General features: G+C 66.0%; 14 protein-coding genes. 4 read left to right on the top strand and 10 right to left on the bottom strand.

Annotated features, from left to right (window positions below; translation table 11 throughout):
- Nucleotides 1–10: 10 nt before the first annotated feature.
- The 6 genes from O6P39_RS13305 to O6P39_RS13280 form a co-directional block, all read right to left on the bottom strand.
- Nucleotides 11–952: a pirin family protein gene (locus O6P39_RS13305; RefSeq protein ID WP_275611945.1), complete on the bottom strand. Its 942-nt coding sequence runs from the start codon at nucleotides 950–952 to the stop codon at nucleotides 11–13.
- 58 nt (nucleotides 953–1,010) lie between these two features.
- A complete protein-coding gene (locus O6P39_RS13300) occupies nucleotides 1,011–1,409 on the bottom strand; it encodes an OsmC family protein (protein ID WP_275611786.1) in 399 nt (132 codons plus the stop codon).
- Nucleotides 1,410–1,487: 78 nt separating this feature from the next.
- Nucleotides 1,488–2,114, bottom strand: a complete 627-nt coding sequence (ycaC, locus tag O6P39_RS13295; protein WP_275611785.1) for an isochorismate family cysteine hydrolase YcaC — start codon at nucleotides 2,112–2,114, stop codon at nucleotides 1,488–1,490.
- Nucleotides 2,115–2,170: 56 nt separating this feature from the next.
- Nucleotides 2,171–2,857 (bottom strand): hydrolase, encoded by a 687-nt coding sequence (locus tag O6P39_RS13290; RefSeq protein ID WP_243808219.1) that lies wholly within the window; start codon nucleotides 2,855–2,857, stop codon nucleotides 2,171–2,173.
- 120 nt (nucleotides 2,858–2,977) lie between these two features.
- On the bottom strand, nucleotides 2,978–3,844 hold the full coding sequence (locus O6P39_RS13285; RefSeq protein WP_275611784.1) for a pirin family protein: 867 nt from the start codon (nucleotides 3,842–3,844) through the stop codon (nucleotides 2,978–2,980).
- 204 nt (nucleotides 3,845–4,048) lie between these two features.
- Complete coding sequence (locus tag O6P39_RS13280; protein ID WP_275611783.1) at nucleotides 4,049–5,251, bottom strand: FAD-dependent oxidoreductase; 1,203 nt, start codon at nucleotides 5,249–5,251, stop codon at nucleotides 4,049–4,051.
- Nucleotides 5,252–5,390: 139 nt separating this feature from the next.
- Here O6P39_RS13280 and O6P39_RS13275 point away from each other — a divergent pair, with 139 nt between their 5' ends.
- The gene (locus O6P39_RS13275) at nucleotides 5,391–6,890 is read left to right on the top strand and encodes a PLP-dependent aminotransferase family protein (protein ID WP_275611782.1); all 1,500 of its coding nucleotides are present in this window, start codon (nucleotides 5,391–5,393) and stop codon (nucleotides 6,888–6,890) included.
- 7 nt (nucleotides 6,891–6,897) lie between these two features.
- Here O6P39_RS13275 and O6P39_RS13270 read toward each other — a convergent pair whose 3' ends face one another.
- Nucleotides 6,898–7,803, bottom strand: a complete 906-nt coding sequence (locus O6P39_RS13270) for a LysR substrate-binding domain-containing protein (RefSeq protein WP_275611781.1) — start codon at nucleotides 7,801–7,803, stop codon at nucleotides 6,898–6,900.
- A gap of 148 nt (nucleotides 7,804–7,951) precedes the next feature.
- On the opposite strand from O6P39_RS13270, the gene ycaC (O6P39_RS13265) reads away from it, so the two are divergent.
- On the top strand, nucleotides 7,952–8,581 hold the full coding sequence (gene ycaC / locus O6P39_RS13265) for an isochorismate family cysteine hydrolase YcaC (protein WP_275611780.1): 630 nt from the start codon (nucleotides 7,952–7,954) through the stop codon (nucleotides 8,579–8,581).
- Between the two features lie 191 nt (nucleotides 8,582–8,772).
- Nucleotides 8,773–9,342 (top strand): cysteine dioxygenase family protein, encoded by a 570-nt coding sequence (locus O6P39_RS13260; protein ID WP_275611779.1) that lies wholly within the window; start codon nucleotides 8,773–8,775, stop codon nucleotides 9,340–9,342.
- Between the two features lie 106 nt (nucleotides 9,343–9,448).
- Here the strand turns inward: O6P39_RS13260 and katG are convergent, their stop codons facing one another.
- Nucleotides 9,449–11,635, bottom strand: a complete 2,187-nt coding sequence (gene katG, locus O6P39_RS13255; RefSeq protein WP_275611778.1) for a catalase/peroxidase HPI — start codon at nucleotides 11,633–11,635, stop codon at nucleotides 9,449–9,451.
- A gap of 293 nt (nucleotides 11,636–11,928) precedes the next feature.
- Nucleotides 11,929–12,399 (bottom strand): GNAT family N-acetyltransferase, encoded by a 471-nt coding sequence (locus O6P39_RS13250; protein WP_275611777.1) that lies wholly within the window; start codon nucleotides 12,397–12,399, stop codon nucleotides 11,929–11,931.
- A 169-nt stretch (nucleotides 12,400–12,568) separates the two neighbouring features.
- Here O6P39_RS13250 and O6P39_RS13245 point away from each other — a divergent pair, with 169 nt between their 5' ends.
- On the top strand, nucleotides 12,569–14,053 hold the full coding sequence (locus O6P39_RS13245; RefSeq protein ID WP_275611776.1) for a PLP-dependent aminotransferase family protein: 1,485 nt from the start codon (nucleotides 12,569–12,571) through the stop codon (nucleotides 14,051–14,053).
- Between the two features lie 63 nt (nucleotides 14,054–14,116).
- On the opposite strand, the gene mqo is transcribed toward O6P39_RS13245, so the two are convergent.
- A complete protein-coding gene (gene mqo / locus O6P39_RS13240) occupies nucleotides 14,117–15,751 on the bottom strand; it encodes a malate dehydrogenase (quinone) (RefSeq protein ID WP_275611775.1) in 1,635 nt (544 codons plus the stop codon).
- Between the last annotated feature and the right edge of the window lie 130 nt (nucleotides 15,752–15,881).

The following is a 15,881-nucleotide window of genomic DNA, read 5'->3' as shown; positions in this document are numbered from 1 at the left end:
GCCGCCATCCTCAGGCACGCCAGGGAAGCGGAGGAGCAACCAGGCGAGGCCCGTCGAACTCCGCCACCTCGCCGAATCGGGCACTACCCTCCTCCCATTCGCGCTGGGCCTGGGCGATCTCCGCCTTACTGTGCCCGACGAAGTTCCACCAGAGGAAGATCTCCTCGGCAAAGGGTTCGCCACCGAGCAGCACGGCACGGGCGCCGGCCGATGCCTCAAGATCAAGCGACGTCAGGCCGCGACCGAGATAGGCGAACTCGTTGGCGGCAAAGACCTCGCCATTGATACTCCACTCGCCGGTCAGCGGCAGGACACCATATTCGTGACGCTGTTCCAGGGCCAGCCGGGTCCCTGCCGAATTCTTCGCGGCCAGGTCGAGCCCCACCAGCGGCGAGAAGGTACGGGTGGGCGCGGTGTATTGCCCGAAACTCCCGGCCAGCAGCGTCAGCTCGAAGCCGTCCGCCTGCCATTGGGGCAATTGCGCGTAGTGGTCGAACATCGGCGGCCGGTCACGCTCGGCGGCCGGCAGGGCGATCCACAACTGCACCGCATGCAGCTGCGCCTCGCCCGGCAGAGATTCTTCGGTATGGGTAATGCCATGACCCGCGGTCATAAGGTTCACCTGAGCCGGGCGGATCACCTGGACATTGCCCAAGCTGTCGCGATGGAGCACTTCACCGGCGATCATCCAGGTGAAGGTCTGCAGGCCGATATGCGGATGCGGCCCGACCCGCAGCCCACTTCCGGAGGTGAAGACAGCCGGCCCGGCATGGTCCAGGAAGCACCAGGCCCCGACCATGCGTCGCTGCCGGGAAGGCAGCAGCCGACTGACGGGAATGCCACCGCCGACCTCGGCAGTGCGCGAAACGACCCGCTGAATCGCCCGAACGCCGTTATTCATCGGGCAATCGGCGGAAGATGACAGCTCGCATTGGGTTTCGTGTGTACTCATCATCAGATCTCCCCAGCCACCGGGATACTCACGACCAGGACTGTCGGCTGCACTGACCTCACTCGACCAACTGGCTGGTGATGACAATTTCACCACTCAGCACCTTGTGAATCGGGCAGGCATTGGCAATCTCCAGCAAGCGCGTGCGCTGCTCCTCAGTCAGCGCACCGGCCAGGCGAATGTCGCGCCCGATCTCCGTGTGCCCTGGCCGCTCCTGCAGCACCTTCAAATCCACATCGATGGACTCCAGCGGCAGGCCCTTGCGCTGCGCATACATGGCCACCGTGATGGACGTGCAGGCGCCCAGGGCGGACAGCAGGAGCTGGTGAGGCGAAGGGCCGGTGTCGCCACCGCCCAACCCGGCGGGAACATCGCCGAGCCACTCATGCTCGCCGGCACTCAATTTCACCTGGAATGCCGCGCCTGCAAAGGACGCACGGACTGTCGGTTCTGCCATGGAGAAATTCCCAATTCGATAGGGCCTGTCAGGCCGGGCGAGGAGCCATGCACTCAGGCATGGCTCCTCGCGGTTGGATCACTTCGCTGCGGTCAGCAGGCTGTAGCTGGTGATCAGGTTGCGGTAGTCCGGAATGTGCGCGGAGAACAGCGCGGCCAGACCCTCGATGTCGTTGCGCCAGTCTCGGTGCAGCTCGCAGGCCACGCCGAACCAGGTCATCAGCTGGGCGCCGGCGGCTTCCATGCGGCGCCAGGCGGCATCGCGGGTGACTTCATTGAAGGTGCCGGAAGCGTCCGCCACGACAAACACATCGAAGTCTTCGGCCAGCGCCGAGAGTGCCGGGAAGGCCACACACACTTCGGTCACCACGCCGGCAATGATCAGCTGCTTCTTGCCGGTGGCCTTGACCGCCTTGACGAAGTCTTCGTTGTCCCAGGCGTTGATGTTGCCCGGACGGGCGATGTAGGGAGCATCCGGGAACATTTCCTTGAGCTCCGGCACCAGCGGGCCGTTGGGGCCGTTTTCGAAACTGGTGGTGAGGATGGTCGGCAGCTTGAAGTACTTGGCCAGGTCAGCCAGGGCCAGGACGTTGTTCTTGAACTTGTCCGGCTCGATATCCCGAACCAGCGAAAGCAGACCGGTCTGGTGATCGACCAGCAATACGGCGGCCTGGGTCTTGTCGAGACGGACGTAGGGCTTGCTCATGGCGTTTCCTCGTTCTCAGGTTGAATGCCCAGCGTGGTTCGCTGGGCAAGGGGGATTCAGCGTTGCGAGTCCAGCACTTCGTGATTGGCCACGACCTGCTGTGCCTTGGTGTAGCTCTCGATCAGCAATTGGTAGTGTGGGAACACGGCGCTATACGCCTCTGCCCATTGGGCGGCATCCGCGCGGTTCCAGGTCTGCTGAACTTCGGAACACACCGCGGCGGTATCCATTGGCACCACGCCGGCCTGGACCACGCGGGCCAGGGTGATTTCCTGGGCCATCTTCGAATAGGTGCCGGACGCATCGATGACCGCAAAGACCTGGTAACCGGCGTTGACCGCGCTGATGCTGGGGAAGGCCATGCACACGCTGGTGATGGTGCCGGCGATGATCAGTTGCTTGCGGCCGGTTTTTTCCACCGCGGCGACGAAGTCCGCGTTGTCCCAGGCGTTGATCTCACCCTTGCGCGCCACGTACTGGGCATGCGGCGCGGCCTCGTGGATTTCCGGGATCAGCGGGCCGTTGGGGCCTTGCGGCACGGAGGCGGTGGTAATGACCGGGATCTTGGCGAGCGTGGCGATCTTCGCCAGGGTGATGGCATTGGCCCGCAGCGTGGTCATCGGCATGTCCTTGACCGTCTGGAACAGACCACTCTGATGGTCAATCAACAGCATCGCGGCGTTATTGGGATCGATCTTGGGAATCTGGCCGTTGAAGTTGGCGACTTGTGCAAAATTGCTCATGGTCCTCTCCACTTGCGCAGGATCAAGGCCGTCCAGGCCCCGGCGGCTGAACCGCAGGCCCCACATTCCAGTGCGGGGGATTTATCAGGTTAGATACGCACCTGATCGACACCGTGACCGTCAGTCGTTCAGCTGGCCGAACCGACCACTCTCGAAGTCCTGAATCGCCTGACCTATCTCGCTTTCACTGTTCATCACGAAGGGGCCGTAGCCGACGATCGGCTCGTCAATGGGCTCACCGGCCAGCAGCAACACATGCGCCTCGCCGTTCGCCTCCAGCACCACCTCCTCCCCTGCCCGTTCGAACAACACCGTCTGCGCCTCGCGCACGACTTCGCTGCCGTTCACCAGCAGCGTGCCGTGCAGGACCACCAGGGCCGCAGTGCGTCCCGGCACCACGGGCAGGCTGACCGGCATGCCCTGCTTGATCCGCAGGTCCCAGACATCGATCGGCGTGAAGGTCTGCGCGGGCCCCTGCCGGCCGTCGAACTGCCCTGCGATCAGGCGCAGCGTGCCGGCGCCATTGGCCAGTTCGATGACGGGAATGGCGCTGTCGAGCAGGGTCTGGTAACGCGGCGCCGACATCTTGTCCCGCGCCGGCAGGTTGACCCACAGCTGCACCATTTCCAGGGTGCCGCCGCTGCGGCCGAAGGCTTCGGAGTGGAACTCCTCGTGGAGGATGCCCGCGGCCGCCGTCATCCATTGCACGTCGCCAGGGCCGATACGCCCACCGGCTCCGGTGGAGTCGCGGTGCTCCAGTTCGCCCTTGTAGACGATGGTGACCGTCTCGAAACCGCGATGGGGATGCTGCCCTACGCCCCGGCGCGCGGTGGTCGGCGGGAAGTCCTGCGGGCCGGCGAAGTCGAGCAGCAGGAAGGGGCTGATGTGCTTGCCAAGGCTGTCGTAGGAAAACAGCGTGCGGACCGGAAATCCGTCACCCACCCAATGGGGCCTGGGGCTGGAATAGACACCGAGAATTTTCTTCATTGCGCACCTCCCGCAACTGACGGCAGTAACGGTAGTTGCGCAACGACGCTCCCGCTAGATCCACGAAGTGGCCCTCACAGTTCCATTCCTGGAACACTGAAACCACCCTGATTGGTGGTAAAAGCGCCGCCGCTGCCGATGCCGGAAACAAAAGAGCCGCACGTTGTTCACGTGCGGCTCTCAGCCTTGCTCACCAGTGTCCGGTCACGCCACCACAGGGATCAGCGGGTCGGCTGCAGCCAGCGCAACCGCGCGATCGGCCGCCGGCGGGTAGATCCACTGGGTGTTGATCTGGGTCTTGAGCTGCTTGCCCTCCTCCCCCGTCAGCTTGATCTGGCGGTCCCAGCCCTCGGTGTACACCGCGCCCCAACCGCCCAGGTCCAGGCAGGTGACGTACTTGGGCTGGCTGTAGGGAATCGGTGCGACGCCCAGCAGGTCGGCGGCAGCGTTGTTGCCCGCCGAGCGGCCCAGGGAGATGGCGTGCTGGCAGGTCATCAGCGCGTAGTTGCCCAGGTCGTCCGTCGCGGCGTAGGCGGTATCGCCGGTGGCGTAGATCCGCTCCTGGCCCAGTACCTTGAGATTGCGGTCGACGTGCAGGCGGCCACGGGGATCGCGCGGTGCATCAATCTGCGCGGTCAGCGGCGAAGCCTTCACCCCGGCGGCCCAGATCACCGTGCGGGTCTCGATGCGCTCGCCATTGGCCAGGGTCACGCCGTGCTCGTCCACCGAGCTCACCGGGGCGCCCAGGCGCCAGGACACGCCAAGGGTCTCGCTGGCGTGGGCAATGATCTCGGCGATCGAGTCGCCCATGGCGGCGCCGATGCGCTGGCCCGGATCGACGATGATGACGTTCACCGCAGCGTCCTCACCGAGGATCGCCCGCAGCCGGCCGGGCATTTCGGTGGCGGTCTCGATGCCGGTGAAGCCACCGCCCACCACCACCACGGTATTGCGTGCCGGGCTTTCCGGCAGGCTGGCCAGCGCATGCAGGTGTTCTTCCAGCTTCAGCGCCGACTCCAGGCTGTCCACGTCGAAGGTGTGACGCTCGATGCCGGCGGCCGCCGGGCGCGCCACTTCGCTGCCGGCCGCCAGCACCAGGCGGTCGTATGCCAGCTCGCCCACCTGACCGTTGACGCTGCTGTAGCGGACGCGCTGTGCGTGACTATCGATGCCGGTGGCGCTGCCCTGGACGAAGTTCACGCCGACCGCCTGGAACAGCTCACCCAGCGGCGCGGTGGTGCCGGCGACATTGTGTTCGTAGAAGCGCGGGCGGATGCGCAGTTCGGCCTGCGGCGCGAGCAGCGTGACCGCTACGTCCGCGCGCTGCTGGTCGAGCAGGCGCACTGCGCTGAGGGCACTCCAGAGGCCGCCGAATCCGGCACCGATGATCAGAATCTGTTGTTTCATGATGTGCTCCAGAAAGAGGTCGTGGGGAGGGGACTCACCGGCCTGATGCCGGACTACGGGACGCATTGTGCGGGCGAGCGTGGCCAGCGTATTGATCCAATTCCCTCTAAAATGACTGGTCCACTTCGAGAGACCGGTCATGCCCGCCAACAAGAACGCTCCCCTGATCGTTTCCCTTCCCCTCGGCGCCCCGGAGCCGGGCGTCACCCTGCAACGCTGGCTGTACGAGGCGCTGCGCGAGGCCATCCTCAGCGGGCGCCTGCCCGGCGGCAGCACCTTGCCCAGCACCCGCGCGCTGGCGGAGCACTACAAGGTCGCCCGGGGCACGGCGCAGGCGGCCTACCAGCAACTGCTGTCCGAGGGCTATCTGCAAGCGCGCACCGGCAGTGGTACCCAGGTCAGTGAGGTGCTGCCGGATGCAACCCTCGGCAGCGGCTATGTCCGGCGCAAGATCACCCCCACTGCCGAACTGCCTGTCCCGCCGCCGGACACGCCATGGATAGAGCGGCTGAATGCGATCAAGCCGATCTTCGCCCGGCGCAGCGTCACGCCGGGGCTGCGGCCGTTCTTCCCCCATCGGGGCGATGTCGGCGCCTTCCCGGTGGACCTGTGGCGCAAGCTGCACCTGCACCAGTTGCGCAGCTCCAAGCTACCGGCCCTGCTGGACGCGGACCCGGCTGGCTTGCCGGCGCTGCGCGAGGCGGTCGCCAACTACTTGGCCATTGCCCGCGGCGTGCAGGTGGGCGCCGACTGCATCGTCATTCTCGGCAGCGTGCAGCAAGGGCTGGACCTGTGCCTGCGGCTGCTGGTGCCGCCGGGGGAAAAGGTCTGGATGGAGGACCCGGGATATCCCGGCGCGCGGCAACTGATGGAAGTCTCCGGCGTTGCGCGGGTGGACGTACCGGTGGACCACGACGGCCTGCGGGTGGAGGACGGCATCCGCCTGGCTGCCGACGCTCGCCTGGCCTACGTCACGCCGTCGCGGCAGGCGCCATTGGGCGGCGAGATGTCCCCGGCGCGCCGACTCGCCCTGCTGCGCTGGGCCAGCCAGCGCAATGCCTATGTGTTCGAGGACGACTACGACAGCGAGTACCGCTTCATCGCCAAACCGATCCCGGCGCTGCGCTCGATGCCGGGAGCGAGCCACTCGGTGATCCTCGCCGGCACCTTCAGCAAACTGCTGTTCCCGGCGATCCGACTGGCCTACCTGGTGCTACCGCCGCAACTGGTGGAAAGCTTCACCCGCGCCGCCGCCCTCACCGCCCGGCACGCCAACAGCCTGGGCCAGGCAGTGCTCGCCGACTTCATCAGTGAGGGCCATTTCGACCGGCACGTACGCCGCATGCGCAAGCTCTATGCCTCGCGGGCGGAAGCCTTCGCCGAGGCCGCCGAGCGACACTGGCGCGGCTTGATCCGGGTGCCGGAAATCCGCGCCGGCCTGGACATCGCCGTCGAACTAGAGCTGGACGACGAAGCCGCCGCCTACGCCCGAATCAGCGCCGCCGGCATCGACCTGCTGCCGCTCACGCCCTACAGCGCCAGGCCCCGCGCGCCGGGGCTGGTGATGGGCTTCGCGCCCTACGACGAAGCCTCCATCCACGCAGCCGCCGAGGTACTGGGGCGCGCCTTGAGAAACTGACCGGCACTCAGGCCATATCGCTGCGGGCGAACTCCTCGGCCAGGAAGTCGATCAGCGTACGCACCGAGGGCAACAGGCCGCGCCGTGACGGGAAGATCGCATGGACGATGCCGCAACGGGGCATCCAGCCGGGCAACGGCTCCACCAGCGCGCCGCAGGCCAGGTCCTCGCGCACCGCCACCCGCGGCAGGTGCGCGATGCCCACGCCCGCCACCACGCTGTTGCGCAGGGCCAGCAGATCGTCGGTGACCATGCGCGGCCGGTGCGGGATCACCAGCCGTTCCCCCTCGGGATTGAACAGTTCCCACTGGTATTCGCGCTGCGAGCCGCCCCAGTGCAGGCTCGGCAGAGTGCCGAGGTCCTCGGGACGGAAGTCCGCCGGCAACCGGGCCAGCAGGTCCGGGTGTCCTACCAGGCACTGGGTGCTGTTGGCCAGCACCTTCATCACCATGTCGGTGTTCTCCAGCGGCGGGAAGCGTACCCGCAGGGCCACGTCGAACCCTTCGTGGAGCAGGTCGACACGCCGGTTGGTGCTCTCGATGAACAGCTCCACCGCCGGGTACTTGAGCATGTAGCGCGACAGCATCGGCCCCACCCAGGAGTTCAGCAGCGTCGTCGGGCAGGCCAGGCGCACCAGCCCGCGTGGCTCGCTGCGGTTGCGCTCGATCACCTCCGCCGCGCCCTCCGCCTCCACCCGCATGGCCAGGCAGCGCTGGTAGTAGGCCTGTCCGATCTCGGTCAGCGAGCAGTGCCGGCTGGTGCGCTGCAGCAGGCGCACGCCGAGGCGCTCCTCCAGCTCCGCGATGCGCCGGCTGAGCTTCGACTTGGGCATGTCCAGCGCACGCCCGGCCGAGGCGAAACCGCCGTGCTCCACCACCTGGGTGAAGTAGTACAGGGAGTTCAGGTCTTCCATTTCCGTTCCTTAAATAGAACGCTAGAGATGATTTTTGCAATCTAGCGCACCAAGGGTGTCGATTTTAATCTTTTCCCCATGCAGTGACGCACTGCAGCGAGACTCCGGTACGCCGGGCACCCACTGAAAGCAAATCGAGGATTTCAACATGACCAACACCACCTACAACCGTCTGGACAAAGACAACGCCGCCGTCCTGCTGGTCGATCACCAGGCTGGTCTGCTCTCGCTGGTACGCGACATCGAACCGGACAAGTTCAAGAACAACGTCCTGGCCCTGGCCGACCTGGCCAAGTACTTCAAGTTGCCGACCATCCTCACCACCAGCTTCGAAACCGGCCCCAACGGCCCGCTGGTGCCGGAGCTGAAGGAAATGTTCCCGGACGCGCCCTACATCGCCCGCCCTGGCCAGATCAACGCCTGGGACAACGAAGACTTCGTCAAGGCGATCAAGGCCACCGGCAAGAAGCAACTGATCATCGCCGGCGTGGTGACCGAGGTCTGCGTAGCCTTCCCGGCGCTGTCCGCCCTGGCCGAAGGTTTCGACGTCTTCGTGGTGGCCGATGCCTCCGGCACCTTCAACGAAATGACCCGCGACGCCGCCTGGCGCCGCATGGAAGCCGCCGGCGCGCAACTGATGACCTGGTTCGGCGTGGCCTGTGAACTGCACCGCGACTGGCGCAACGACATCGAAGGCCTGGCCGCGCTGTTCTCCAACCACATCCCGGACTACCGCAACCTGATCACCAGCTACAACCTCCTGAGCGGCGCCAAGTAAGGCAACGCGCAAGCCCCACGGGCCGGTACCTCCAGCGAGGTGCCGGCCTTTTTGCGTGCTCCGGCGCCGCGATGGAAAGCCAGCTAGAGTGGTTACGACTGGGGATTTTCTTCCTCATCGGGAGCGTGGTCGCCTCTCGGGCCGAAGGTTCAGTCCAGGTACTGCGCAGAACCTTCCGGAGAGCCGGCCCAATGACACACCCCATCCTCTCGCGCTTCATCGAACACGCCGTCGAACTCAGCCACGCCGAATCCGAGCCGTGCCAGTGCGTCATGGCGCTCGCCCCGTCGATGATGGAGCTGATCGACCACGCGGTGGACTTCCTCGAACCCGAGCACTACCGGGCAGATCCTGCGCACTACTCGCGCAACCTCATCTACTGCGCCGAGGATGCCGGCCTGTCGCTCTTTGCGCTGGTCTGGTCATCGGGACAATGGACGCCGGTGCACGACCACGGCAGCTGGGGCGTGGTCGGTATCGTCGAAGGCGTACTGGAAGAACGCAGTTACGTGTGCGTGTCGCCCGACCGCAGCCGCGACGACGGCATCGAACTGGTACGCGGCGGCGTCATCCTGCTGCCGCCGGGCTCGGTCACCAGCTTCGTGCCCAACCCCGACCACATCCACATCACCGGTGTCCCCGCCGAACGCCCGCGCGCCGTCAGCCTGCACCTGTACGGGCGGATGATGAACAACTACCACATCTACGACGTGGCGGCCGGAACGCGGGAAATGGTGCAGGTGGAGTACAACCCGCGCTGATTTTGCATGCTGCGAGCTGATAGCCGAGGTAGAAAACAAAACGCCCCGCGAGCCGGATAGCGCTCGCGGGGCGTTGGTTTTACCAAAGAGTTGCTTTTACCGAGGATCAGCGCAGATCGAAGCGATCCAGGTTCATCACCTTGGTCCAGGCCTTGACGAAGTCATCGACGAACTTCTGCCTGGAATCGCTGCAGGCATACACCTCCGCCAGGGCGCGCAGCTGTGCGTTGGAGCCGAACACCAGGTCGATACGGGTGCCGCTCCACTTCACGTTGCCGCTCTTGCGGTCGCGGCCTTCGTAGAGGTCGTTGGCGGACGAGGTCGGTTTCCACACCGTGCCCATGTCCAGCAGGTTGACGAAGAAGTCGTTGCTCAGGGTGCCCGGCTTGCTGGTGAACACGCCGTGGGGCGACTGCCCGACGTTGGCACCCAGTACGCGCAGGCCGCCGACCAGGACGGTCATTTCCGGCGCGGTCAGGGTCAGCAGCTGGGCCTTGTCCACCAGCAGGTGTTCCGGCAGCACCGGGTACTTGGCCTTGAGGTAGTTGCGGAAGCCATCGGCGCGCGGTTCGAGCATGCCGACCGAGTCCACGTCGGTCTGCTCCTGGCTGGCGTCCATGCGACCCGGTGTGAAGGGTACGGTCACGTTGTGGCCGCCGTCCTTCGCCGCCTTCTCGACGGCTGCGCCGCCGGCCAGCACGATCAGGTCGGCCAGGGATATCTTCTTGCCAGCGGAGGCGGACTTGTTGAAATCAGCCTGGATGCCTTCGAGCACCTTGAGCACCTTCGCCAGTTGTTCCGGCTGGTTGACCGGCCAGTCCTTCTGCGGTGCCAGGCGGATGCGCGCACCGTTGGCGCCGCCGCGCTTGTCGGAGCCGCGGAAGGTGGAGGCCGAGGCCCAGGCGGTGGAAACCAGCTCAGAGACAGTCAGACCGGAGGCCAGCACCTTGGCCTTCAGCGCGGCCACGTCGTTGACGTCCACCAGCGGGTGGTCCACGGCGGGGATCGGGTCCTGCCAGATCAATTGCTCGGCGGGGACTTCCGGCCCCAGGTAGCGGGCGCGCGGGCCCATGTCGCGGTGGGTGAGCTTGAACCAGGCGCGGGCGAAGGCGTCGGCCAACTGGTCGGGGTTCTGGTGGAAGCGCCGGGAGATCTTTTCGTAGATCGGGTCGGTGCGCAGCGAGATGTCCGTGGTGAGCATGGTCGGGTCGCGGCGCTTGTTCGGGTCGAACGGGTCCGGAATGCTGCCGGCCCCGGCGCCATTCTTCGGCTTCCACTGGTGGGCGCCGGCCGGGCTCTTGGTCAGTTCCCATTCGTAGCCGAACAGGATGTTCAGGAAGTTGTTGCTCCACTGGGTCGGGGTGTTGGTCCAGACCACTTCCAGGCCGCTGGTGATGGCATCGGCACCGACGCCGGTCTTGTAGGTGCTGCGCCAGCCCAGGCCCTGTTCTTCCAGGGGGGCGGCTTCGGGGTTGGCGCCGACGTTGTCGGCCGGGCCTGCACCGTGGGTCTTGCCGAAGGTGTGGCCGCCGACGATCAGCGCCACGGTTTCTTCGTCGTCCATCGCCATGCGTGCGAAGGTCTCGCGGATGTCGACGGCGGCGGCCAGCGGGTCGGGGTTGCCGTTGGGGCCTTCCGGGTTCACGTAGATCAGGCCCATCTGCACGGCGGCCAGCGGGTTTTCCAGGTCGCGGTCACCGGTGTAGCGCTCATCGCCCAGCCAGGTCTTCTCGTCGCCCCAGTACACGTCCATGTCCGGTTCCCACACGTCCGCACGACCGCCGGCGAAGCCGAAGGTCTTGAAGCCCATGGATTCCAGCGCGACGTTGCCGGTGAGGATGATCAGGTCGGCCCAGGACAGTTTGTTGCCGTACTTCTGCTTGATCGGCCAGAGGAGCCGGCGGGCCTTGTCCAGGCTGACGTTGTCCGGCCAGCTGTTGAGCGGGGCGAAGCGCTGTTGCCCACGCCCCGCGCCGCCCCGGCCATCGCCGATGCGGTAGGTGCCGGCGGCGTGCCAGGCCATGCGGATGAAGAGTGGGCCGTAGTGGCCGAAGTCGGCCGGCCACCACTCCTGGGAGTCGGTCATCAGGGCCGTCAGGTCCTTCTTGACCGCAGCCAGGTCGAGGCTCTTGAAGGCCTCGGCATAGTTGAAGGATTCCTCCATCGGGTCGGACTTGGAGGAATGCTGGTGGAGCAGGTCCAACCTCAGTTGGTTCGGCCACCAGTCACGGTTCGTCGTACCGCCGCCAGCGGCGTGGTTGAACGGGCAGCTGGCTTTCTTCTCGTCACTCATCACAGGCTCCTCGTCTGCGCCCATGCGAAGGCGCTATGGATTCGCTTAACCCATCAGAAGATAGATCAAATGAGCGACAGCGCTATGACCGATCCATTGGAGTTATCGATCGGCCGGTGCGGTAAAAAGCTATGAGTGCCGGATGGTGCGGCCTTGAGCGCCCCCTCCTCGTTCAGCGGTGGTTCAGGCCCAAGCTGGCCGCGATGTTCGACAGGCGCCGGACGGGTCGCAACGCTGGGCTGCGTCGATCTGAGCCCGCAGGGCAGCGGCGCCTTGCACCGCCGCCCTGGCCGTCAGCGCCCGCTGTCCAGCGCCATCCGATACTCGATCACCCCAGGTCGCTCGGCGATCCAGTCATACAGGCGCTGCGCCGTATGATTGGTTTCCTGAGTGTGCCAGTACAGCCGCTCGCACTGCCGCTCGCGGGCCTGGCACTGCACGTATTCGATGAGCTTCTTGCCGATCTTCTGCCCACGCACGCTCGGCGAAACGTAGAGATCTTCCAGATAGCAGAAGTCGTTGCGCCCCCAGGTCGAGCGATGGAAGACGAAATTGACGAACCCGAAGAGCCGCTTGCCGTCGGTGGCCACGGCGCAGTGCACCGGTTCGGCGGTATCGAAGAAGCGCGCCCAGGTGGTCCGGGTCGTCTCCTCGCCCAGGTTCACGGCGTAGAACTCCTGGTACTTGCCCCAATACTCGGACCACGTCTCGAAGTCCTCCTGCACCACCGGGCGAATGGATATGAGCTGTTGTATGGCGGTCATGTCACCTCTCCTTCCCTACTGCGGGAACTGTCCCTTCCTGTATTCGCGACGTGCGGCCGGCTGCCGCTCACATCGCCCGGGCCAGAGCCCTTCGGCTTGACCGGGACTGATTTATAGCGCCCTAATGGAATGGATAGCCCTGCCAATAGATGAATAACGAGCAGACCAATTGTTCAGGAACTCCCTACTCGAATCGGTCAAGGCGCGGCTGGTCCTTCCGGAACTGCTGGCGCTGCCGCTGCACGCACGGATCCAGCGCGCCATTCGCCAACTGATCCTCGACGGTGCGCTCACGGCGGGAACGCCGCTGCCCGCCTCGCGCCAGTTGGCCAGTTCCCTCGGCGTTTCCCGCGACACCATCGAATCGGCCTACAGCCATCTGCACGCCGAGGGCTTCATCGAGCGCCGGGTCGGCAGCGGCAGCTTCGTCGCCGAAGCCACCCGCCTTTCCCCCGGCCGGCGCGCCCCCAGGCGGCCGCGCCAGGCCAGCGCGGGCACGGCACGGCTCAGCCTGCGAGGCCAGGCAATGCTCCATCACGGTGGTGTCCGCGAGCAGCTCGCGCCGCGCCCATTCGCGCCGGGCGTACCGGAAACGCGCACCTTCCCGCTGCCGACCTGGGAGCGCCTGCAGCGCCAGGTGCTGAAGGAGTTCGGCGCCAGGGCTCTGATGCACGGCGATCCACAGGGCGCCGAACCACTGCGGCGCGCGATCGCCGACTATGTGAACCTTGAGCGTGGCGCGCGCACCACGGCGGAACAGGTGCTGGTGCTGACCAGCTCTCAGCAGGCCCTGGGGCTGTGCGCCAGCGTCCTGCTGGACGCGGGCGAGCGGATATTCGTCGAGGACCCGGTGTATTACGGCGCGCGCAAGGCATTCGTCGCCGCGGGGCTCGACTGCCAGGCCATTCCGGTCGACGAGCATGGCATCGAGGTCGACCGGCTACTCGCCCAGCCTCACTCCGCCAGGGCGGTATACCTGACGCCATCGCACCAGTTTCCCACCGGCGCGACGCTCTCGCTGGAGCGCCGGCTGGCATTGATCGAGTGGGCCGAGCGAGCGCAGGCGTGGATCATCGAGGACGACTACGACAGCGAATTCCACTACGCCGGCAAGCCGACCGCCTGTGTCCAGGGCCTGGACGCCCATGACCGTACGCTCTACATCGGAACCTTCACCAAGTCCCTGTTCCCGGGGCTGCGTGTCGGCTACCTGGTGCTGCCGCCCGCACTGGTGGAGCCCATGACCATCGCCCGCTCCCTGCAGGATGGCCACACCGCCTCCATCGCGCAGTTGACCCTGGCGCGCTTCATCAGCGGCGGGCACTTCGGCGCCTACGTGCGCCACATGCGCGGCCTCTACGCCGAACGCCTGGCCCTGCTGGCCGAGCTGCTGGAGCGGCGACTCGGCGGGCTTGTGCAGCCCCGCGTGCCTGCGGGCGGCCTGCAGATGCCCTGCCTGCTGTCCACCGCGCTGGAGGAAGACGTCGTCATCGCCGCCGCGCGCAGCGCGCGTATCGAACTGCTGGGCCTGAGCGGCCTGTACGTTGCCCGGGCGCCGCAGCCGGGCTTCCTCATGGGCTTCGCCGCCTACACGCCCGATGAACTCGAGCGTGCGGTCGATGGCCTGGCGCGATGCCTCGAAAAACGGGTCTGAGCCACAAAGCACAAGGCCCGCCATTGGCGGGCCTTGCGTATCGAGGAGACGACGGATCGTCGTTCAGAGCGCCATGTCGTTGGCGGCCTTCTCGGCCGGTGCTGCAGCGGCGGGCTGCACGGCGAGAGCCGGGTCGATGGCCGGCGGCGGGTCCAGTTGCAGGACTTCGCTGGTGTAGGCCCATTCCTGCTGGGTCTTCTCCGGGCTGTCGTTCAGCTTGGTGCCGTAGCTGGGAACGATCTGGTGGATCTTCGCCTGCCATTCGGGGGTGGCGACCTTGTCCTTGAACACCTTCTCCAGCACGCTGAGCATGATCGGCGCGGCGGTGGAGGCGCCCGGCGAAGCGCCGAGCAGGCCGGCGATGCTGCCGTCCGCGGAGGAGACGATCTCGGTGCCGAGCTTCAGCACGCCGCCTTTCTCGGCGTCACGCTTGATGATCTGCACGCGCTGGCCCGCCTGCCACAGGCGCCAGTCTTCGGCCTTGGCTTGCGGGAAGTACTCGCGCAGCGCGGCAAGGCGGTCCTCGTCGGAGAGCATCAACTGGCCGGCGAGGTATTCCACCAGCGGGTACTCGTCGATGCCCACGCGGGTCATCGGCCAGACGTTGTGCACGTTGGTGCTGGCCAGCAGGTCCAGGTAGGAACCCTCCTTGAGGAACTTGGTGGAGAAGGTGGCGAAGGGGCCGAACAGGATCACGCGCTTGCCGTCGAGCACGCGGGTATCCAGGTGCGGCACGGACATGGGCGGTGCGCCGACCGACGCCTTGCCGTAGGCCTTGGCCAGGTGCTGCTGGGCAATGGCCGGGTTCTCGGTGACCAGGAAGGAGCCGCCCACCGGGAAACCGGCGTAGTCCTTGGCCTCTTCGATGCCGGATTTCTGCAGCAGGCGCAGCGCACCGCCGCCGGCGCCGATGAAGACGAACCTGGCGTCGGTCTCGGTAACGCTGCCGTCCTTGAGGTTCTTGTACTCGACGCGCCAGGTGCCGTCGTCGTTGCGGGTGATGTTCTCCACCTCGCTGGACAGCTTCATCGCGAAGTTCGGCTTGCCCTGCAGGTAGCCGGCGAACTGGCGGGTGATCTCGCCGAAGTTGACGTCGGTGCCCAGCGGCGACCAGGTGGCGGCGACCTTCTGCGCGGGGTCGCGGCCCTGCATCATCAGCGGCACCCACCTGGCGATCTGCGCCGGGTCCTCGGAGTACTGCATGCCGCGGAACAGCGGGCTGGCCTGCAGCGCTTCATGGCGCTTCCTGAGGAAGGCGACGTTGTCGTCGCCCCAGACGAAGCTCATGTGCGGCGTGGAGTTGATGAAGGAACGGGGATTCTTCAGCACGCCGTTCTTCACCTGCCAGGCCCAGAACTGGCGGGAAACCTGGAAGGATTCGTTGATTTCGATGGCCTTGGCGATGCTGACCTTGCCGTCCTTGTCTTCCGGCGTGTAGTTCAGCTCGGCCAGCGCGGAGTGGCCGGTACCGGCGTTGTTCCAGCCGTTGGAGCTTTCCAGGGCGACGCCGTCCAGGCGCTCGACCATCTCCATCGACCAGCCCGGTTCCAGCTCGTTGAGCCAGACGCCCAGGGTGGTGCTCATGATGCCGCCGCCAATCAGCAGCACATCGACCTTCTTGGATTCGGCCGCGAAGGCCGGCGCGCAATTCACTGCCAGGGCGAGGCCGAGCAGCGCCCCGCTCACTTTCTTGATCATGGGATGAATCTCGTCGTTAGGGCTTGGCCTGCCCCACCGGCGTCATGCAGCGTGAAGGCCCGGACTTCATGGGAAGCCAGGGCGACAGTACGACGGGATGGAAACAGGGCTCACCTCCCTCCTCCGCCGG

The organism is Pseudomonas sp. PSE14, from assembly GCF_029203285.1.
In the GTDB taxonomy this organism is placed as follows: Bacteria; Pseudomonadota; Gammaproteobacteria; order Pseudomonadales; family Pseudomonadaceae; genus Pseudomonas.
The sequence above is the reverse complement of the archived record's forward strand: the minus strand, read 5'-3'. Positions and strand labels throughout refer to the sequence as shown.